Annotated in this window: 24 protein-coding genes; 1 reads left to right on the top strand and 23 read right to left on the bottom strand. The window is 26.7% G+C overall.

Annotated elements, in window-relative coordinates; translation table 11 throughout:
- Positions 1-11 precede the first annotated feature (11 nt).
- The 8 genes from MTX53_RS05980 to dapF all read right to left on the bottom strand — a co-directional run bounded on the left by MTX53_RS05980 (position 12) and on the right by dapF (position 6,074).
- Entirely contained in the window at positions 12-398 is a 387-nt protein-coding gene (locus MTX53_RS05980; protein ID WP_244835344.1) for a hypothetical protein, read from the bottom strand.
- Positions 391-837, bottom strand: a complete 447-nt coding sequence (locus MTX53_RS05975) for a hypothetical protein (RefSeq protein ID WP_244835343.1) — start codon at positions 835-837, stop codon at positions 391-393. The genes MTX53_RS05980 and MTX53_RS05975 overlap by 8 nt, the downstream gene beginning before the upstream one ends.
- Positions 827-1,249 (bottom strand): hypothetical protein, encoded by a 423-nt coding sequence (locus MTX53_RS05970; RefSeq protein ID WP_244835342.1) that lies wholly within the window; start codon positions 1,247-1,249, stop codon positions 827-829. The genes MTX53_RS05975 and MTX53_RS05970 overlap by 11 nt, the downstream gene beginning before the upstream one ends.
- Positions 1,250-1,684, bottom strand: coding sequence for a hypothetical protein (locus MTX53_RS05965; protein WP_244835341.1), 435 nt, complete (start codon positions 1,682-1,684; stop codon positions 1,250-1,252).
- Entirely contained in the window at positions 1,681-2,688 is a 1,008-nt protein-coding gene (locus MTX53_RS05960; protein WP_244835340.1) for a type II secretion system F family protein, read from the bottom strand. The genes MTX53_RS05965 and MTX53_RS05960 overlap by 4 nt, the downstream gene beginning before the upstream one ends.
- 47 nt (positions 2,689-2,735) lie before the next feature.
- Positions 2,736-3,770 (bottom strand): GspE/PulE family protein, encoded by a 1,035-nt coding sequence (locus tag MTX53_RS05955; protein WP_348521811.1) that lies wholly within the window; start codon positions 3,768-3,770, stop codon positions 2,736-2,738.
- A 444-nt stretch (positions 3,771-4,214) separates the two neighbouring features.
- Positions 4,215-5,228, bottom strand: coding sequence for a DUF5050 domain-containing protein (locus MTX53_RS05950; RefSeq protein WP_244835339.1), 1,014 nt, complete (start codon positions 5,226-5,228; stop codon positions 4,215-4,217).
- Positions 5,229-5,243: 15 nt separating this feature from the next.
- Complete coding sequence (gene dapF, locus MTX53_RS05945) at positions 5,244-6,074, bottom strand: diaminopimelate epimerase (RefSeq protein WP_244835338.1); 831 nt, start codon at positions 6,072-6,074, stop codon at positions 5,244-5,246.
- A gap of 164 nt (positions 6,075-6,238) precedes the next feature.
- Here dapF and MTX53_RS05940 point away from each other — a divergent pair, with 164 nt between their 5' ends.
- Positions 6,239-7,975 (top strand): NFACT RNA binding domain-containing protein, encoded by a 1,737-nt coding sequence (locus tag MTX53_RS05940; RefSeq protein ID WP_244835337.1) that lies wholly within the window; start codon positions 6,239-6,241, stop codon positions 7,973-7,975.
- 43 nt (positions 7,976-8,018) lie between these two features.
- Here the strand turns inward: MTX53_RS05940 and MTX53_RS05935 are convergent, their stop codons facing one another.
- From MTX53_RS05935 to mraY, 15 genes are all read right to left on the bottom strand, one after another.
- Positions 8,019-8,864, bottom strand: coding sequence for a MurR/RpiR family transcriptional regulator (locus MTX53_RS05935; RefSeq protein ID WP_244835336.1), 846 nt, complete (start codon positions 8,862-8,864; stop codon positions 8,019-8,021).
- Positions 8,865-8,987: 123 nt separating this feature from the next.
- Positions 8,988-10,151 (bottom strand): class I SAM-dependent RNA methyltransferase, encoded by a 1,164-nt coding sequence (locus tag MTX53_RS05930; RefSeq protein WP_244835335.1) that lies wholly within the window; start codon positions 10,149-10,151, stop codon positions 8,988-8,990.
- Positions 10,152-10,165: 14 nt separating this feature from the next.
- Positions 10,166-10,702, bottom strand: coding sequence for a bifunctional pyr operon transcriptional regulator/uracil phosphoribosyltransferase PyrR (gene pyrR, locus MTX53_RS05925; RefSeq protein ID WP_244835334.1), 537 nt, complete (start codon positions 10,700-10,702; stop codon positions 10,166-10,168).
- A gap of 9 nt (positions 10,703-10,711) precedes the next feature.
- On the bottom strand, positions 10,712-11,626 hold the full coding sequence (locus tag MTX53_RS05920; protein WP_244835333.1) for an RluA family pseudouridine synthase: 915 nt from the start codon (positions 11,624-11,626) through the stop codon (positions 10,712-10,714).
- Positions 11,627-11,729: 103 nt separating this feature from the next.
- Positions 11,730-12,404: a DivIVA domain-containing protein gene (locus tag MTX53_RS05915; RefSeq protein ID WP_244835332.1), complete on the bottom strand. Its 675-nt coding sequence runs from the start codon at positions 12,402-12,404 to the stop codon at positions 11,730-11,732.
- Positions 12,405-12,417: 13 nt separating this feature from the next.
- On the bottom strand, positions 12,418-13,185 hold the full coding sequence (locus tag MTX53_RS05910) for a YlmH/Sll1252 family protein (protein ID WP_244835331.1): 768 nt from the start codon (positions 13,183-13,185) through the stop codon (positions 12,418-12,420).
- Positions 13,182-13,451: a YggT family protein gene (locus MTX53_RS05905; protein ID WP_244835330.1), complete on the bottom strand. Its 270-nt coding sequence runs from the start codon at positions 13,449-13,451 to the stop codon at positions 13,182-13,184. The genes MTX53_RS05910 and MTX53_RS05905 overlap by 4 nt, the downstream gene beginning before the upstream one ends.
- Positions 13,452-13,459: 8 nt before the next feature.
- Positions 13,460-13,915 carry a cell division protein SepF gene (locus MTX53_RS05900; protein ID WP_244835329.1) on the bottom strand — a complete coding sequence of 152 codons (456 nt, stop codon included), beginning with the start codon at positions 13,913-13,915 and terminating at the stop codon, positions 13,460-13,462.
- A gap of 12 nt (positions 13,916-13,927) precedes the next feature.
- Complete coding sequence (locus MTX53_RS05895) at positions 13,928-14,590, bottom strand: YggS family pyridoxal phosphate-dependent enzyme (RefSeq protein WP_244835328.1); 663 nt, start codon at positions 14,588-14,590, stop codon at positions 13,928-13,930.
- Between the two features lie 75 nt (positions 14,591-14,665).
- Complete coding sequence (locus MTX53_RS05890) at positions 14,666-15,391, bottom strand: DUF881 domain-containing protein (RefSeq protein ID WP_244835327.1); 726 nt, start codon at positions 15,389-15,391, stop codon at positions 14,666-14,668.
- 4 nt (positions 15,392-15,395) lie between these two features.
- On the bottom strand, positions 15,396-15,764 hold the full coding sequence (locus MTX53_RS05885; protein ID WP_244835326.1) for a small basic family protein: 369 nt from the start codon (positions 15,762-15,764) through the stop codon (positions 15,396-15,398).
- A gap of 12 nt (positions 15,765-15,776) precedes the next feature.
- Positions 15,777-16,502: a DUF881 domain-containing protein gene (locus tag MTX53_RS05880; RefSeq protein ID WP_244835325.1), complete on the bottom strand. Its 726-nt coding sequence runs from the start codon at positions 16,500-16,502 to the stop codon at positions 15,777-15,779.
- A gap of 21 nt (positions 16,503-16,523) precedes the next feature.
- On the bottom strand, positions 16,524-17,276 hold the full coding sequence (locus MTX53_RS05875; RefSeq protein WP_244835324.1) for an FtsQ-type POTRA domain-containing protein: 753 nt from the start codon (positions 17,274-17,276) through the stop codon (positions 16,524-16,526).
- A gap of 145 nt (positions 17,277-17,421) precedes the next feature.
- Positions 17,422-18,552 carry a stage V sporulation protein E gene (gene spoVE, locus MTX53_RS05870; protein ID WP_244835323.1) on the bottom strand — a complete coding sequence of 377 codons (1,131 nt, stop codon included), beginning with the start codon at positions 18,550-18,552 and terminating at the stop codon, positions 17,422-17,424.
- A gap of 31 nt (positions 18,553-18,583) precedes the next feature.
- Positions 18,584-19,558: a phospho-N-acetylmuramoyl-pentapeptide-transferase gene (gene mraY / locus MTX53_RS05865; protein WP_244835322.1), complete on the bottom strand. Its 975-nt coding sequence runs from the start codon at positions 19,556-19,558 to the stop codon at positions 18,584-18,586.
- Positions 19,559-19,582: the final 24 nt, after the last annotated feature.

Below are 19,582 nucleotides of genomic sequence, written 5' to 3'. Positions count from 1 at the left end.
AAACCTCTTTCTCAAATATAAAATTGCGTTGGAATAAGAATTATATCATCGTCTTTATACTTATAATCTATTTTTCGCTTTTTAATTTCATAATCTTGTATTGATGAAATTAGGAAAATATCACCACTATCTTTGTCAAATTGAAGTGAAAAATCATCATCTTCTATAGGAAAACAATCTGAAATATTATCTTTTTTCATTTTGTTTATCTTTTTCATCGCTTTATATATAAATTCTTCTTCACGTATGTTTATGTTGTAAACATCTTTCTTATCAAAATTTAAATAACAATTCTTAGTATTATTTATCTGGATTTTTATTAAATTTAAACATATAAGATTTGCTATTAACATAATAAACACCGTAAATAGAAGTGCAGAGCCACTTTTTTTATACACTTCTTATAATCTTCCTCCCATCTTTCATACTTATTATTAAATAATAAACTTTTCCTTTTAAAATCACTTCAAAATTATCTATACCTTCTATAAGAGTATTATACGTTTTCAAGTATCTGCTTCCTGCACACGATGTAACTATAAGTTTATCATGCATTTTATTTATTCGTTTTCCATTAGCTTCTGTTAAGTCAGTATCTCTATTTATAAAAAAAGCACTTGAATCCTTATCGAGACTTTTTACGCTTCCTTCTGTTATCATGTTATCAATTGACAAAAAATACTGTTCTATATAGTTACAAAGCATAACTTTATTTACTACTTTAAGATAATTTTTATATAAAAAAACAAATACTGAAATTCCGATAAACATCAAAAGAGATGTTATAAAAACATATACTGTAGTTTCAATAACTGTAAAACCATTTTTACGATTCACCCATCCACCAGCTTTTCACAAAATTTTTTTTGATTATTATCTCGTCATTATTTTTCATAATAATATCTATTGAAATTCCATAGTCCTCTTTATTATCAGATTTTTTTATTACTATATCATCACCCTTTTCCATATCCTCAATATTTTCATAAAGCAGTTTTTCATCAAATTCATCATCATATTTTAAATTAATTCCATCACCTTTTATCAACTCTTCTATTTCTGATGATGAATAATTATATTTAATTTCTTCTTTTAGATTTTCTAATGTATTATATGATTTTTGATATTTTTCTTGAAACTTTAATGACTTCATTGATGATACAACTACGCCTGCTGTATACATTATAGTTATGCTTAAAATAAAAGATGCAAAAACTGCTTCTATTAACACACTTCCGTCTTTTTTCATCTAATTTTCCTTCTGCCTTATAAGGTCTATTCCAACTCTTATCGTAATAAGATACTCTTTATTTCGCTTATTTTTTATAATTATAGTTCCTCCCCTTGTTATTTTTCCTTTATTATTAATCATAAGTTTTAAATTACTAGAAAATATAAACTCTTTAGGAACAATGACTTCTTTTAATCTTTTATTATCATATGTAGAAAATATAATCTTATCTTTTTTAATGTTTGTTTCAAAATTACCATACGTATTATATTTTCGGCAATATTTTTTACCATAAACTAAGATATCCATTATTTCATAATTTAACTGATCAAGCTCTATATTAGCCATTATCTTCCTAATTCCAGCATATGATGAAACCGCCAAAGAAAATATAATTATAATAATAAAAATGCATATAATATTTTCTACTATAGTAAAACCTTTCTTCTTCATATCTTTTTGTGCATCCCATACTGAAGATTTGTAAAGATAGGTAAGACAAATATTATCATAAATACAAGTATCAAAATTCCTGTAAGAATTATTAAAGCAGGTTCAATAAATGATAAATATCTATTTATTTTTATGTTTAATATTCTTTCAATTTCAGATGATATATTAGTAAGTGATCTACTAAGCGTTCCGCTTTCTTCACTTATTTTTATAATCGAAAGAGTTTTTTCAGAACATAAACCGCTATTTTTTAATGATTCATAAAAAGTGTTTCCAAATGAAATACTCTTCTTTATAGAAATAAGTCCATTTTTAATAATTTCTGATTTAACACCTTTTATTGAAAATGAAAGTCCTGATGAAATATTTACTCCAGATGAAATAATTATTGATAATATTAATATAATTCGATATTCTATAAAAAGCCTCATTATTTTTATTTTCTTAAACAATCTAATATTAACAGCCTTTTTTATTACTTTTAAAAAATAATATGGAATTATTATTCCCCATATAAAAAATACAGATAGAGAAAAAATCAAATTCTTATTAACATATTGAATAAATAAATAACATACTCTACATGCATTATCTGGTTTAATATTCATAGAAATATAAATCTGATAAAAATTTGGAATCAAAAGATTTATAAGTACTATTCCAAGAATAAATATTAGACAAAGTATAAAAATAGGATATGATAATGATGAAAATATTTTACTTCTTATAAGATTTATCTTTTCATAAAAATTTTTAAGTCCTAAAAAAACTTCATAGAGCTTTCCATTTTCTTCTCCTATAGATACCATGCCTGTAAAAAAATCCGGATAAAGATTTTTATATACTGAAAAACCTTCTGATAAACTTTTTCCTGAATTAATCATATTAATTATTTCTAGAATACTCTTTTTATATTTTTTATCACTTAATGAATCATAAATAAGATAAAGTGCATGCTTAAGAGGTATTCCTGTTTTATAAATATCCGCTATACTTGCTGACAAAAAACTTATCTCGCTATTGTTATAATTTGATTTCAAGAAATTCTTTTTTATAATATTCCTTCCCCCTTTATGAAATCCATATAATCCATATGTCCTATCATTCCCTTTTTTAAAAGATTATCTAAATCGTAAATCATATCCTTATTACTAATTTTATCTATATCTGTACTCTTTAACGAATCTTTTCCTTTAAAAAGATATACTGAACTTATAAGCCTTCTTGAACCATAACCCGAGTAATTACATTTTGAGCATCCTTTTTTCTTATAAACTATACAATTTTCTTTACTATGTTCTTTATCTATTTCTTTACATTCATCACATAATATTCGGATAAGCCTTTGAGATATTATACCTGATATACATTCATCTATAAGATATCTATCTATACCCATATTGCTAAGTCTTTCAAAAACTTCTTTTGCATCACTTGTATGAATTGTACTTAAAACTTTATGTCCTGTTATAGATGATCTTATTGCCATTTCTGCTGTTTTCTTATCTCTTATTTCTCCGACCATTATAATATCAGGATCCTGCCTAAGTATACTTCTAAGACCACTTTCAAACGTAATCCCTATCTTTTCATTAAGATTCATTTGATTTACATGTGGCATAATTATCTCAACTGGATCTTCTATCGTTGTTATATTAACATTTTTTCCATCTAATTCTTTCAATATTGCTGCAAGAGAAGTTGACTTTCCGCTTCCTGTAGGACCATTTATAAGGATAAGTCCTGTTTTTAAACTTATCATTCTTTTTATAAGTTCAACTTTTTTCTCTGATAAGTATAAATTTTTCAATGAAAATTCTGTTTTATCTTTATATATAATTCTTATTACTATTTTCTCTCCAAAAATTAAAGGAATAGATGATATTCTTAAATCGTAGTGAATATCTTCCAATATAAATCTCATTTTTCCATCCTGAGGATTTCTCCTATTTGTAATATCCATATTAGAATCATTTTTTATTTTTGAGATAAGTTTTATATATCTATTCTTATTTATTTTATACATAAGCTGAAGCATACCATTTATTCTATATCGAATATCAGTATCCTTCTCATGTGGCTCTATATGTATATCACTCGCCTTATTTAAAACTGCATTTTGAATTATATAATCTAAAAGATTATCAAAATCTAAATCATATATTATACTTTTTAAATAGTAAAAAGTTTTTTCATCTATTTTTGTAAACTTTATATCATCTTTATATATTATCTTAAGATAATTTTTTACCTTATCGTCAACTTTATCATTTAAGCATAATATTATTATAGAATTGCCCTCTTCTTTAAACGGAATTATTTTATATTTTTCACATATAGTCTTATTTATTCTCTCACAAATATATAAATCTATATCATCTATACAATATTCTATATATTACCACCTCCTATATATCAGTATTTACCTATATATATTATTTAATACATATATTTCTAATTTTTTAATATAAAAAATACTGCAGAATATGAATATTATCCATATTCTTCAGTATTTAACTCTAATAAATAATCATTCTATTTTTATGAATTCAAAATCAGATGATTTTTTTGAAATTACAGATATAGTTCCATCCTTTTCATAAGAAAATATTTGTACTTTCGTGTCATTTGTATCCTTCATTCCAACAAAAAGTATATTTCCTTCAGAATCTTTTGAAAGTCCTTTAGATGTTTCTGTTTTTACTGGAAAATCAAAAATAAGTCTCTTTACTTTATTGTTTTCAATAACATATAAAGAATCACTATTATCTTCTATTTTACCTGTGAAATATATTTTTCCATTACTTTCTATCATATCAGTAATATGTTCTATTTTTTCTGTTATAATATTGCTTTCTTCAGTATCTTTATTTATCTTTACAAGTGTTTTTTTATTTTCCATATTAACCTGAAGATACACAATATGCTCATCATAAGATTTTAAGTATGCTAAGAAACCATCTTTTATTTCATAAAACATTTTTTCTTCTTTACTGTCAATATCATATGTAAAAAGTCCGTTTGTTCCATCATTTTTTACACCATAATATATAAGTGTATGATCGTCAAACCAGTCATATATAGTTCCTGAAATTGTGATATCAGATTCTATTTTAACTTCTTCATTTTTATCTGTTTTAAATACTCTTAATTTATATCCAGTATCATCTATAAAATAAGAAAAATATTTTGCTTTTGGTGATATTTTTGCATCTATATAATTTTCATCAGAAGTTTTAAATTTCTTCTCATTTCTATTTATATAAAGAAAACCTTTTTCTGATGACAGAAAACTTTTTGTATCCATATCATAATCAATAATAACTTTATCTTCTGCTATATTATCATATTTTCCGTCAACATAATTTTCTATATTATATTTTCCATCTTCACTTATATTTACAGCTCCATAATTTAAGCTTATATCATAGTTGTCTTTTAAATATGATTCATTTTCTGTTTTTGCACTTTCACATCCATAAATAGATACAACAAAAATCATAATGGATAGCAGATATAACATTATTTTGAAATTAAGTTTCATTTTCTCTCCTTGATTTTAAATACGAACTTTTCCTTTAAACACAAGCTCTGCTTCACCTTTCATATAAATTCCTTCATCAGACGGTTCGATTATTAGCTTTCCACCTGGTGCATTAACATTTATTTCTCCATTTTGATTAACAAGACCAAGTTTTTTTGAAATATATGCTGATGCAGAACATCCAGTGCCACAAGCTAATGTATAACCTGCTCCTCTTTCCCATGTTCTTACTCTTATAGTATCATTATTTATAACTTTTACAAAGTTAACATTTGTACCCTCTTTAAATAATTTAAATTTTTCTATAGATGGGCCATCTTTTTCAACATCAAAATCTATATCCTTTTCTATTACTATAGTATGTGGCACTCCAACTAAAACTGTAGTTAAAATATATTCTTTCCCATTTATATCTACGTTCTGATTAAAAAGCTTATCTATTCCATTTAACGGTATATCTTTACCATCAAATGAAGGCTTACCCATAAATACTCTTATGTATTTAACAGCATCATTTTTGTCAGTTATAACTTCAATATTTTTAATACCGTCTCCAGTCTCTACTTTAAATTTTTTACTTTTAACAATTCCATTTTCATAAACATATCTTCCAAAACACCTTATGCCGTTCCCACACATATTAGCGTATGAGCCATCCTTATTTATTATAATCATTCTTGCATCGGCTTTATCTGATTTTCTTACAATTATAAGTCCATCTCCACCTATACCATAATGTCTGTTACATAATTTAACAGCAAGTTCTGTTTCATTTTGAATCTTGTCTTCTATATCCTGAACAAATACAAAATCATTTCCAGCTCCTTGCATTTTAATAAAATCCATATATATCCCCCTATTTATTATAATAATTTTACAACACTCTATTATTATAATAAATAATAGATAACTTATACAACATTTTTATTTCTATTTTTATCTAAAATTGATTAATTTACAAATTAAATGTATACTATATTGTAAGTTTCTTTATGAAAGGATGAAACAAGATGGCATTAGATGGAATGTTTTTACATAGTCTCATCTCAAATATCAGTGATATAGTTATAGATTCAAAAATAGATAAGATAAACCAACCAGAAAAAGATGAGATTATTTTAACTTTAAGAAAAAATAGAAAAAACTATAAATTACTTGTAAGTTCTTCACCACAATTTGCAAGAATTCATATAACAGATATTCAAAAAGAAAATCCTATAAAAGCCCCTATGTATCTTATGGTTCTTCGAAAATACATAATGGGAGGAATAATTAAAAATATATACCAAAAAAGCAATGATAGAATCGTAATAATAGATATTCAAAATTCCGATGAACTCGGCTTTAACAGTATGTATTCATTAATAATTGAAATAATGGGCCGTCATTCTAATATAACTTTAGTAAGAGAACGTGACAGAAAAATTATGGAATGTATAAAACACATAACAGCAGATATGAATAGTTATAGAGTTTTATATCCCGGCATTAAATATATTAATCCACCAGAATCTAAAAAACTTAATCCTTTTGATTTTACATTTAGTGATTTTTCTTTATATATAAGCAAAAATGAACTTGAATTCAATCAGGATTTCTTCTTAAATACATTTACAGGAATAAGTAGATTATTTTCTAATAATTTATACGAAGAATTTAAAATGGATAATGATCTTCTAGTAAAAGGAGAAATATATGATAAATTCAAATCATATATAAGTACATTAGATGAAAAAATATCATATAATCTTTACACGTCAAAGATGGGATTATTAGTTGACTTTTACTTTACACATTTACCTTGTCTTGAAAAAGAGCTTGAATATACAAAATATGAAAATCCTAATAAACTTCTTGATGATTTTTATTCTAAAAAAGATAAACAAGACAGAATTTTAAGCAGATCATCAAATCTTCAAAAACTTATCCATACTAATTTAGAAAGATGTATAAAGAAAAGTAAAATTTTAAATAAAACTCTTAAAGAATGTACTAAAAAAGAAACATATAGATTAAAAGGTGATCTTTTAACTTCTAACATTTACAAAATAAAAAGAGGCGACTCTCAGATAAAAGTTTTAAACTACTATAATGAGGAATCTGAAGAATACATAATTATTAATCTTGATTCTTCAAAATCCCCTTCTTATAATATTCAAAGATATTATAAAAAATATAATAAATTAAAAGCATCAGAAAAACATGCTTCAATGGAACTTAATAAAAATAATGAAGAAGAAAATTATTTAAATTCTGTTTTAACTAATATTTTAAATGCAGAAGATTATAAAGATATTGATGAAATAAAAAACGAACTTATTCAGACTGGATATATAAAATTTAAGAAGAAAAATAAAGGACCAAAAGTAAAAGAATCTAAACCTCATCATTTTATTTCAAGTGATGGAATAGATATATTTGTTGGAAGAAATAATATACAAAACGATAACTTAAGTTTAAAATCAGCAAACAAAAATTATATGTGGCTGCACACAAAAAATTTGCCAGGGTCTCACGTTATTATTGCCTCATATGATATTCCTGATAATACTCTACTTGAAGCTGCAATAATAGCATCGTATTATAGTAAAGGTAAAAATTCTCCAAAACAATCTGTTGATTACACAAAAGTAAAAGAACTTAGAAAACCAAGTGGTGCAAAACCAGGTATGGTCATTTATCATACAAATAAAACAATAACAGTAAATCCAGCAGATTTTTCAAGACTTAAAATAAAACACATATAAATAAAATGGGAGTGTCACAAAATAAAACACTCCCATTTTTATTTCATACTATTAAATTAAATTCTTCATATGTCTCATTAAGTTTTTCTATTCTTCTTTTGTAATCATCTCCTTTTCTCTTTTCAAGAAGTGATATTATAACATTAATAAGACTAAGTGGTGCTACAAATGATTCTGTCTTCGTATTTCTTCTCATATGTGCAATAAGATTTGCATCTGCATAAGGAACAAGCGGAGATAACATGCTATCTGTAATTGATATTGTATTAATTCCCTTTTTCTTTAGATATGTAAAAATTTGAACTGTTTCTTTATGACATTTATCAACACTTATAGAAATAGCCACATCATTAGCTGATGGTACATTAATCATTCTTCCTATTTGATCTATATTATCAATTATTGTTACATTTTTAAACATGAATTCCATAGAATTTTTAAGCATCATTCCAAGAGAACGTATATTTCCATTTGCAATTATAAATAATCTTTCACATTTTTCTAGAATCTCTAAAGCATTTTCAACTTCTATTAAATTAACATTTTTCATCGTACTATTAATATCATTAATATCATTTTTAAAAATATCAAATACATTATCATCTCTGCTATCATCATCTCTATTTTCTTTATTCATTTTTTCTGTATCTACAACATGTTGCTGAAGTGTTTTCTGTGTTTCTTTTAGAAATTCAGGATATCCATTATATCCTATAAATATTACAAATCGAGTAACAGTTGCAATACTTACTCCAGAATATTTAGCTAAATTTTCTACAGTTAAAAAAGGTGTCTTAGTTTGATTTAATAAAATATATTTTGCTATTTTTTCCTGAGCCTTACTCATCTTAGGTATCTTTTCTGCAATTTTTCTATAAACATCACTCATATTTAGCTCCTCCTTTGCAAAAAAAGACGCCAACAAATAAAAATTTGTTGGCGTCTTTGCCTATATGGCTATAATATTATCACATATAATTATGTTTGTAAATATATTTTCAATATTAAAACTCTATCCAATAAGAGCTTTTATTACTGTGTCACCATCATTTTTAATAAGTTCATTATTAAAATATTGATAGTAATAACATTTTATTCTTCCATTATATAGCTTTCTATTTTTAGTAGACGATGATCTTACTACTTTTTCAAATGGCTCAAAAGATGTAAGAATATTAAAATCCCAGTTATTATATTTCTTTATCATATCTCCTAGATGTGAATATAATATATTTAAAGTCTCTTCATCACCTATTCTTTCACCATAAGGAGGATTTGAAATAATAAATCCATACTTACTATGACTGCTAAATTCCATAAAATCACGTTTTTGAAATTCTATATACTCTGCAACATTAGCTTTTTTAGCATTTTCCATTGCAACTTTCATTACTTTATAGTCAATATCATAACCTATTATTTTAACGTCATTGTTCTTCTGAGCCTTTCTTGCACCTTCTCTAACAATAGAAAATACATTTGATGACATAAGAGGCCAGCTTTCACATACAAATTTTCTATTTATTCCTGGTGCAATGTTATGTGCAATCATTGCTGCTTCTATAAGTATTGTTCCTGATCCACAGAAAGGATCTACAAGAGATAGCTTTCTATCCCATCTTGAAAGTAAAACCATTGATGCAGCAAGAGTTTCTTTAAGAGGTGCAGCTCCTGCAAGCTCTCTATATCCCCTTTTATGAAGACCATCACCAGATGTATCTATAGTAAGAGTTACAATATCTTTTAATATAGCAACTTCTATTTTAAATACAGGTCCATTCTCTTCAAATAGGTCTACATCATAGCTTCCTTTCATACTTTCAACTACAGCTTTTTTAACTATAGACTGGCAATCAGGCACACTATGTAGTGTTGATTTTATTGATTTTCCAACAACATGCATAACACCATTTTTAGGTATAAGCCTGCTCCACTCAACCTTCTTTGTTCCCTGAAACAATTCCTCAAATGTCACAGCTTTAAATTCTGCAAGCTTTATAAGAACTCTATCTGCAGTCCTTAAATGAATATTAGCAATTGCTATATCCATTTCATCACCACTAAATGTAACTTTTCCGTTTTCAATTTTTAAATCCTCATAACCAAGAGCTCTTAATTCCTTTGCTAAAATTCCTTCTATTCCAAATGTACTGGTTGCAATTAAATCAAAATCCATCTTTTTTTCTCCTTTTAGGGTTCATATATTTTTACAGAATCTTCCCCATCTATTTCTGTTAATTTTACTGATATCTGCTCAAATTTCGATGTTGGAATATTCTTTCCTACATAATCAGCCCTTATAGGAAGTTCTTTATGTCCTCTATCAATTAAAACTGCGAGCTGAATAAACATAGGTCTTGCAGAATCCATTATAGCATCTATCGCAGCTCTTACTGTTCTGCATGTAAATAGTACATCATCCACTATAATTACTTTTTTATCCTTTATAGGAACTCCAATATCATGATTTTTTACTTTTGGTATATCATCAAGTGACATTATGTCATCTCTATAAGGATATATATCAACATGTCCGACTAAGACTTTCTTTCCTTCTATAGAATTTATATAATCTGCTATTCTTACAGCAAGAGGATATCCTCTCGTCTTTATACCAACTAAAACAAGATTATCTACTCCTTTATTTCTCTCAATAATTTCATGTGAAATTCTTATAATTGTTCTATTTATAGCCTTTTGATCCAATAAAACTGCTTTTATATTCATACATTCCACCTACCTAATGTTTCTGAGCTTATTTATTATTTCTTTAAAATATTCTGGTTCATCTTTTACAAATTCCATATATTCTTTAGTAACAGGATGAATAAATCCAAGTTTTTTTGCATGAAGCATTTGTCCTTTAAGCTTAAAATGTTGCTTCTTATATCCATATAAAGGGTCTCCAACAAGTGGATGACCTATTGAAGCCATATGAACACGTATTTGATGTGTTCTACCTGTTTCTAATACACATTTAATTAAAGTATATTCTTTAAATCTTTCTAAAACAGAATAATTAGTAACAGCCCTTTTTCCACCTTCAACTATTGCCATCTTTAATCTATCTTTAGGATTCCGTCCAAGTGGTTTATTTATCTTTCCGCTATCAGATTTTAGTATTCCATTTACAAGAGCAATATATTCTCTATTCATTGAATGTTCTTTAAGCTGCATTGACAAAATATTATGTGCATAATCATTCTTTGCAGCTACAAGTATACCCGAAGTGTCCTTATCAATTCTATGAACAATTCCAGGCCTTATAACACCATTAATTGAAGAAAGATCTTTGCAATGATATAAAAGAGCATTAACAAGAGTTCCATCTGGATTCCCATTTGCTGGATGAACAACCATTCCCTGAGGCTTATTTACAACAATAACATCAGAATCTTCGTATAAAATGTCAAGCTTAATATTTTGTGGAACTGCTTTTAAAAGCTTTGGTTCTTCTTCCTTAATTTCTATTATATCATCTGTTTTAACTTTATAATTGCTCTTTATTATTTTAGAATTAGCTGTGACATTATGATTTTTTATAAGTATCTGTATATGTGAACGTGACTTTTTTTTAAGTTCACTAGTTAAAAATTTATCTATTCTTAAACCATCATAACATTCACAAACTTTTATTTTAATATCTTCCATAAAATCTGCCTTTCTTAAAAATTATTATTAAGCAGAAAAAAACTGCTTAAAATAAAATAATAAGTTTTGAATACTAATTTATTTTAAAACAGCTTTAAAAAAATTATTTTTCATTTACAAAGAAACTTTTTATCTGGCTTAATTCATCATCGGCTACTTTATCTTCTTTAGTTTCACTTTTAACTGCATCTGAATTTTCTTCTTTAATCATAGCTTCTTTTTCACAAACTTTTTTATCAAGTTTTTCAGCGTTTGTTTCAATCTCTTCATTTCTTCCTGAATTTTCTTCATTCTCATCAACAGGTTCAGTAATATTAGTATTTTTCATAAAATCTTTTTCAAGCGCTTCAAAAGTATCCATCTGAACTGTCATAAAATTTCTATATTTTGTTCTAAACTTTATAAATTCCTGTTTAACTTTACCATATTCATCATTTATGACAAGCACATCATTATGAGCTTTATCTAATATTTTTTGTGCTGTTTCATTAGCATTTTTTACAAGAATCTCTGATTCCTTCTTAGCAGATGCTTTTGCCTGTTCTGCAGCATTCTGTGCTAAAAGCAATGTGTTTTTTATTGTAGCTTCAATGTCTGCATAATGCTCAACCTTTTCATTCGTATCTTGAAGTTTTTCTTTAAGCTGAAGATTTGTTTTATAGAGTTCTTCATAACTATCAACTATCTGATCTAAAAACTCATCAACCTCATCTGGATTATATCCTCTAAGAGATTTCTTAAATTCTTTATTGTTTATATCCATTGGTGTTAATTTCATACACTCACCTCATCTAATTATATTTTTTAATAAGTATTCTCATTTTTCCTTTTTTAGTATTTCCTAAAAGTCCACCAATTATAAATTTGCCAAATCCTCTGACTGTAACTCTATCGCCCTCTTTAACAATAAAAGACTTTTGTCTTATTTCATTATAATCAACTAATACTTTTCCATACTCAATAAGATTAAGTGCTTTCTGTCTTGATAAATTAACGACTTTAGACACGATATTATCTATTCGAGCTGATGAAACATTTATTATATTTTCGATAAACTCATACTGTATATCTGAAGAATTAATATCACAATATGAAATTTTGCATCTACTATTTTTTATCTTAGTAAGATTTAATATTATATATTCAGATAAATCTTTAACAACTGGTATATAACATACATTATTCTTTACTATAAGATCCCCAACTCTATCTCTCTCAATTCCAAGAGATAACAACGCTCCTAAAAAATCTCTATGCACTATTTTGTCAAATTTAGATGATACTTCTATCTTTAAAAGATCCATGTTAAAATCATTCTTATCAGAAGAATTAAAAAGAATCATTCTTCTTTCAGCTTCATCAAAACATCCATTAACATGAATAGTAAAATAGTCATCTGAAAATTTATCCATAATATATTTCCATATACAAGGAGTGTAAAATTTATCAGAGCATACAACTATATTCCTATTTTTAGAATAACTGCACTTTTTTGATAATGATAAAATTATATCAGCATCACTTTTTGAAAAGTTACTTAATAATTCATCTGTAATCATATAAATAATATCCTTATTAAAAATTTTCTTAATAAATCAAATATAAAGATTGCTATAATAGGTGAAAAATCAAGTGGTAAACTTGGAAACATTCTGTATTCAAATTTTCTTATAGGTTCAAGAATTGGTGCTGTAATACGCTTTATAGTACATAAAATATCATTATTAGAATATGGTGCAGCAAATGAAGCTATACATTCTATTAAAATTAATAACTCAAATAACTTAAATAAAGCATTAAAAGCTTTATAAATTAATATGCTCATTTATGTCCTTATTTAGACCAACTAAAAAGTGCTTTAGATCCTAATTCACTTTTCATTTCATTTGTAACTTCAACATTTGATGGTGAAAGAAGATATACACCTTTTTCAATTTGCTGAAGTTCTCCACCTAAAGCATAACATGATCCACTTATAAAATCTAAAAGTCTCTGAGCTATCTTTAATTCTAATAAAGTAGTATTTACAACTACTATTCTTCTATTTTTTAATGCATCACAAATTCCTGTAGCTTCTGAATAATCATTTGGTTTAGTAATAGTAACTTTTGTTGTTGAAGATGTATGAATATTTACAACCTTTCCATTTCTTTTCTGGTTTATTACTGGTTCTTCTATTTCTTCTTCCTCTTCTTCATTCACTTCTTCATTTTCATCATAATCATCATAATCGTCGTATTCTTCTCCAACTCCGATTAATTCTTTAAATTTATCAACTACATTAAACATAAAAATATCCTCCTAAATTTTATAATTTCTTTCACCAAATATGCCTGTACCTATCCTAACAATAGTAGAACCTTCTTCTATAGCAGTGAGGTAATCATGTGTCATACCCATTGATAAGATTTCCATCTTAATATTTTTAAATTGTCTTTCCTTTAGGCTGTCAAAAATTTTCTTTGTTTTCTTAAAGTATTCCCTATTCTGATCTTGTGAACCTATAGGTATTATTGTCATAATACCATTAACTTTTACATTTTCACATTTCTCAACTTCTGAAAGCATTTCTTCAAGGTCTTCTTCAAAGATTCCACTCTTGCTATCTTCTCTTCCAATATTAATTTCTATTAATGCATTAGCAATATCGTTTCCTTTTTTAAATTCTTTTTCTATTTGATGAAGAAGTTTTATACTTGATAATGAATGAATAAGATACACATTTCCTACTAAATATTTTACTTTATTTGTTTGCAGATGTCCAATAAAATGCCATCTTACATCATTATGGAAATTTTCCTTCTTTTTCATCATTTCCTGTACTTTATTTTCTCCAAAATCTCTTATTCCAACCTTATAAGCTTCTTCAAGATCTTCTAATGGTTTTGTTTTTGAAACCGCTAAAAGCTTAACATTTTCAGGAATAGTTTTTCTTATTTTTTCTATATTATCTTTTATGTTCATTATTAACTTACACCATTTTAAACCTTTCCTTTTTATCTATTCTACATAACAATTAAAATTCCTTTATTTTTTATTTTAATTATCAATTTCCATATTATTAGAATTGTAATCTCCTGTATATGCAGGTATTTCCAGATTATCGCTTTCCTGTATATCTACATTTAAATCTCTAAAAATAAGATTTTTAAGATGGCTATTATCATCAAGCATCGAAGCCTTAAGTCCATCTTTATTCCCAATTGCATATATTTTAAACGGAGCATATTCCATGATCCCATCTTGATATTGAATAAATGCCCATCTACATATTACACCTGTCCAAGGAACTATTCTGTGATCATTTATGCTTATAGCTTCTGCACCTGATTTTCTAAGCTCATTAATTACAAGTGCCATATCGTTATCATGAAGAATTTTTCTCTGTTGTTCTTGTATATTATCAAAATTATAATCTATATCTCCATCACTTATTTCTATTATAATTCCAGGACCTTTTACTGCTTTAAAACCTGTAAAAAGTTCATAATCATCTATCTGTAGTTGCATTTCATCGAGTATTTTACTACTTTTTAAATCACCTTTTTTATATTTATTAAGCTGACGTTCTATAGTTTTATTACTTTCTCTTAAACTATCTATTTCTTTATATAAATTTGCACGCTTTTCAATTGCGCCCTGATATTCTGAAGCATTTAAATATTTAAATGCTACATCATTATCATTGCTGTAGTTAGAAACCATCATTATTCCAAGAACTACAGCTGAAATCAAAATTAGAATATTCTTTTTACTTTTTTTCATCACATCACCTTTGTTCTATTTGTGAATTATGTTTCTTTCTGTTTTGAAAATTTTCTAAAATAAGTCTTCTTATTATAGCAAAGTTATCAAATATTCTTCCTCCAAACACTATTATCGCTGCTATATATACTGGTATTCCAAGCTTATCTCCAAGATATGCAAGTGCAGCTGCAAGAAGTGCATTTCCAAAGAATCCAGAAATAAATATATCTGTCTGAAAATTCTTAGAAAGATTTGCTCTCACTGCTCCAAATACAGAATCAAGACAAGCAAGTATCGCAACAGACATATATGGAGAGAATTTGTCTGGTATACTAACATTTAAAACTAAACCTGCTATAATACCTAAAATTAAACCTATAACTGATATCAATATAAACACTCCTTATTTTTCAACTGGTTTTATATAATCATTCTTAAGAGACTGAGTTGATTTACCTATTTCAATTTCATCTACACTTTTATAATCAACATTGTAATTTACAAGTGCACCATAATCTAGTGATCCGTAAAACTGAATTCCCGCATTTAATTTTCCTTTATCACCAATTGCCTTAAATTCAATCTTTTCACGTGGATATATTTTACCCTGAAGTCCAATTGAAATTCCATTTCCAGCTGTTTTTATACCAGTCTGGGCTGTTAATCTTATATCATTAATCGAAACAGCCTCAGCACCTGAAAACCATAAAATATTTGCAAGATGAACTATTTCATCTTCTCCTAAATCTCTTCCTGATAAATCCTGAGATCCTGAGAAAATAGATGACTTAGGACTTACTGTCATGATGACTCCAGATCCTTTTACATCTTCTGTTCCAAGCTGCATTCTTGAAACATCAAGCTGATTTTTAATCTGCTTACCAATATCACCATCATCTGTCGCAGATTCCTCAACACTTTTTAATTTTTCTGAGAGATCATTATTTGATTTAACAAGACTTTCTTTTTCTTTTTTTAATGACTCTATTTCCTGTATAATATCATTTTTATTTGCCTCATTTAAATTTAAATTATTCTTATTGTAAATAACTTTAAACTGATTAGCAAGTAAAAAGCCTAATATTGCACATACTATTCCAATAAATATCTGAGATCTCGAAACTTTCATAAAAATCTAACCTTTCTAATTTTATTCACTAAAATAAACTGGTGATCCATCAAACCCAACATCTATATATCCTTTTTTTATTCCGATACGGGGATCTTGTATTATATGCATGATTTTATTCATTTTATCAGGAATATTTTCATCATTTCCTATTCTCCCTTCAATATCTCCAATATATATTTTTATGCTGGCCAAATCAGTTAAATCAATTGAACTTATGTCAAACTGAGTAGGATTTTTATCTACTATTTTAGAGAATATATTAAAAAAAGTCTTTATACGATCATTCTCTATTACTAAACTTCCTATATCAGTATTATCAAGATCAATTCCTTTAAGTTCTATTAAATTTCTGTTTTCAATATTTTGAGTTTTCTCAAGAATAGAAAGCGTACTACTTAACACATAATAAGTATTTCCATCATTTATATAATAATACGCTCTTACTTCAGTAATATTAATATCAACTTGTTTTGGTAATTTTCGTTTAATAGTAACACTGTTTACATATGCACTTTTTTTTGCTTCATTTATTATATCTTTTTCATTTATCAAAAAAATATTTTGCCCTATCAAAAAATCCGTATTTTTTTTCACTTCTTCTCCAGACATAACTGGATTTCCAGAAATAGATACTTTTTTTATACAAAAAAATTCAGATTTTACTACAAAAATTATAGAAGAAACAAAAATAATTATAAATAAAAAAACGAATCTTTTTTTTAACTTTTTATGTCTCCTTTTGATTATATATCTGTTATTAGTTTTCGCCATTTTTATTCCTGCCTATTTTCATATTTATATACTCTATAATAACACTTTACATAAATCATTTCATTAATTTTTTACAGAAATATAGGCTGCCCATACAACAAATATGTTTTGAGCAGCCTTTTATATAAAAATTTTTACATTCAATCTACTTTTGAATTTCTCTTTGTCTCGATATATTAAGAAGAATTCCCATTGCAGTAAGATTTATAACAAGTGACGTTCCACCATAACTTATAAACGGAAGTGGAACTCCTGTAACAGGCATAGATCCTGTAACAACTGCTATATTTATTAGTGACTGTACAGCAATTATTGATGTAATTCCGATTGCAAGAATCATTCCATATGAATCTTTAGCTTTCATTGCAATTGTTATACCTCTTATAACAAGAAACACAAATAATGTAATTATAAAAATACAACCTATAAGACCAAGTTCTTCACCTATTATAGAAAATATAAAATCATTATGCGGTTCGGGCATATAAAGAGTTTTCTGCCTTGACTGACCAAGTCCAAGTCCTGTAAGTCCTCCAGAACCTAATGCATAAAATGATTGAATAAGCTGATAACCATTATTCTGAGGATCTTTCCATGGATTTAAAAAATTAAGCATTCTATCTCTTCTATAACTTGCACTAAGTGCAAGGACAAGTGCAGCTGAAGTCATAGCCGGTGCTACAATTCCAAACAAATGAAACTTTGTTGCTCCTGCTGCAAAAAGTATTATAAATGTAGTTATCATAATAACTGATGCTATACTCAAATTATTTTCAGCTAGAATTAATGCAGCATAAATACCTGCAACTGCTAAAAATGGTACAACTCCTTTAAAAAACTTTTTTATTTTCTGACCTTTTATTTCAACTGCAAGAGCTAAATATAATACTACTACGTATTTTGCAATTTCAGATGGTTGAAGACTTAAAGGTCCTATATAAATCCATCTTCTTGCACCTTTATTTGGAGGAAATGCAAACACAAGAAGAAGTAGTATAACCGTAGCAATCATAGCTAATAGAGTTATCTTTTTATATTTATGGTAATCTATTGACATAGTAATAATCATAGCTATAAATCCTATTATACAATACATTGCCTGTTTCTTTAAAAAATACGTACTATCATTTGTAGGGCTATAGTATATAGCATAATAAGAACTTGCTGAATATACCATTACTATTCCTACTGCTAAAATTAGAATCAATGTATAAAATAGTGGATAATCTATTTCACCAAATTTAGATTTTATACTGGATTTTTTTAATTTCTTCATAGTGAAATCCTCCAAATTTATTATTTATAAGTTATAAAGCAATAAATCCTATAAGACATAAAACTGCAGTAATTGAAGAAAATACAATAACAATCTTTACTTCACTCCATCCACACTGCTCGAAGTGATGGTGGATAGGAGACATTTTAAATACTCTTTTCCCAGTAAGTTTAAATGATGTAACCTGTATTATAACAGATAGAGTTTCTATAACATACATTCCGCCAACTATTATTACAAATAAAGGCATTTTAAGCATTAATGCTATTGTTCCTATAGCTCCTCCAAGAGCTAAAGATCCAGTATCTCCCATAAATACTTTTGCAGGAAAAGCATTAAATTTCAAGAAACCAAGAAGTCCCCCCGCAAGAGCAATACAGAATGCTGAAATATCAGGCTTTCCTGTTTTAAATGCTACAATTGCAAAAAATGTTAATACAATTACTGTAACTGAAGTTGCAAGACCATCAATACCATCAGTTAAATTTACAGCATTTGTTACTGCTGAATAATAAATAACTACACATGGTATAAAAAATATTTTTAAACTCATGCTCCTATGAATAAATGGTATTAAAATATCATTTCCTATAAAATTATATCCATAAACCGCAAAAGCAATAGAAACAATCATGAGTAAAAGCATCTTCTGTTTTGGTGTAAGTCCTTCATTGTGTTTATGAAGAATTTTTAAAAGATCATCTAAAAATCCTATAAAACCAAATCCTAATAGTGAATAAAATAGAATCATTGCATCACTACTAAACTTATATCTTAATATAAGAAGTGTAAAAAAACATGAAATAAAAAATATTATTCCACCCATTGTAGGTGTTCCTGATTTCTTTAAATGACTTTTAGGTCCTTCTTTTCTTTCGTTCTGACCAAATTTTAATTTATGTAATAATGGTATAAAAATTGGTCCTACTATAATTGATAGTACAAATGACATTATAAGTACTATTAAAAATTTTGAATTTATCATATTATTTAGTATTTCCCCCATAATGTAACTGCCCTTTCAGGCATT

The sequence above is a fragment of the Clostridium sp. BJN0001 genome (genome assembly GCF_022869825.1).
Classification (GTDB): Bacteria; Bacillota; Clostridia; order Clostridiales; family Clostridiaceae; genus Clostridium.
Note: the sequence above shows the minus strand (reverse complement) of the source record. Positions and strands in the feature narration are given on the sequence as shown.

Coding starts and splice junctions, on each gene's coding strand:
- MTX53_RS05970 (WP_244835342.1), bottom strand. CDS start 1,249: ATGAAAAAAGACGGAAGTGTGTTAATAGAAGCAGTTTTTGCATCTTTT.
- MTX53_RS05965 (WP_244835341.1), bottom strand. CDS start 1,684: ATGAAGAAGAAAGGTTTTACTATAGTAGAAAATATTATATGCATTTTT.
- MTX53_RS05950 (WP_244835339.1), bottom strand. CDS start 5,228: ATGAAACTTAATTTCAAAATAATGTTATATCTGCTATCCATTATGATT.
- dapF (WP_244835338.1), bottom strand. CDS start 6,074: ATGGATTTTATTAAAATGCAAGGAGCTGGAAATGATTTTGTATTTGTT.
- MTX53_RS05940 (WP_244835337.1), top strand. CDS start 6,239: ATGGCATTAGATGGAATGTTTTTACATAGTCTCATCTCAAATATCAGT.
- MTX53_RS05935 (WP_244835336.1), bottom strand. CDS start 8,864: ATGAGTGATGTTTATAGAAAAATTGCAGAAAAGATACCTAAGATGAGT.
- MTX53_RS05930 (WP_244835335.1), bottom strand. CDS start 10,151: ATGGATTTTGATTTAATTGCAACCAGTACATTTGGAATAGAAGGAATT.
- pyrR (WP_244835334.1), bottom strand. CDS start 10,702: ATGAATATAAAAGCAGTTTTATTGGATCAAAAGGCTATAAATAGAACA.
- MTX53_RS05920 (WP_244835333.1), bottom strand. CDS start 11,626: ATGGAAGATATTAAAATAAAAGTTTGTGAATGTTATGATGGTTTAAGA.
- MTX53_RS05915 (WP_244835332.1), bottom strand. CDS start 12,404: ATGAAATTAACACCAATGGATATAAACAATAAAGAATTTAAGAAATCT.
- MTX53_RS05910 (WP_244835331.1), bottom strand. CDS start 13,185: ATGATTACAGATGAATTATTAAGTAACTTTTCAAAAAGTGATGCTGAT.
- MTX53_RS05905 (WP_244835330.1), bottom strand. CDS start 13,451: ATGAGCATATTAATTTATAAAGCTTTTAATGCTTTATTTAAGTTATTT.
- MTX53_RS05900 (WP_244835329.1), bottom strand. CDS start 13,915: ATGTTTAATGTAGTTGATAAATTTAAAGAATTAATCGGAGTTGGAGAA.
- MTX53_RS05895 (WP_244835328.1), bottom strand. CDS start 14,590: ATGAACATAAAAGATAATATAGAAAAAATAAGAAAAACTATTCCTGAA.
- MTX53_RS05890 (WP_244835327.1), bottom strand. CDS start 15,391: ATGAAAAAAAGTAAAAAGAATATTCTAATTTTGATTTCAGCTGTAGTT.
- MTX53_RS05880 (WP_244835325.1), bottom strand. CDS start 16,502: ATGAAAGTTTCGAGATCTCAGATATTTATTGGAATAGTATGTGCAATA.
- MTX53_RS05875 (WP_244835324.1), bottom strand. CDS start 17,276: ATGGCGAAAACTAATAACAGATATATAATCAAAAGGAGACATAAAAAG.
- spoVE (WP_244835323.1), bottom strand. CDS start 18,552: ATGAAGAAATTAAAAAAATCCAGTATAAAATCTAAATTTGGTGAAATA.
- mraY (WP_244835322.1), bottom strand. CDS start 19,558: ATGGGGGAAATACTAAATAATATGATAAATTCAAAATTTTTAATAGTA.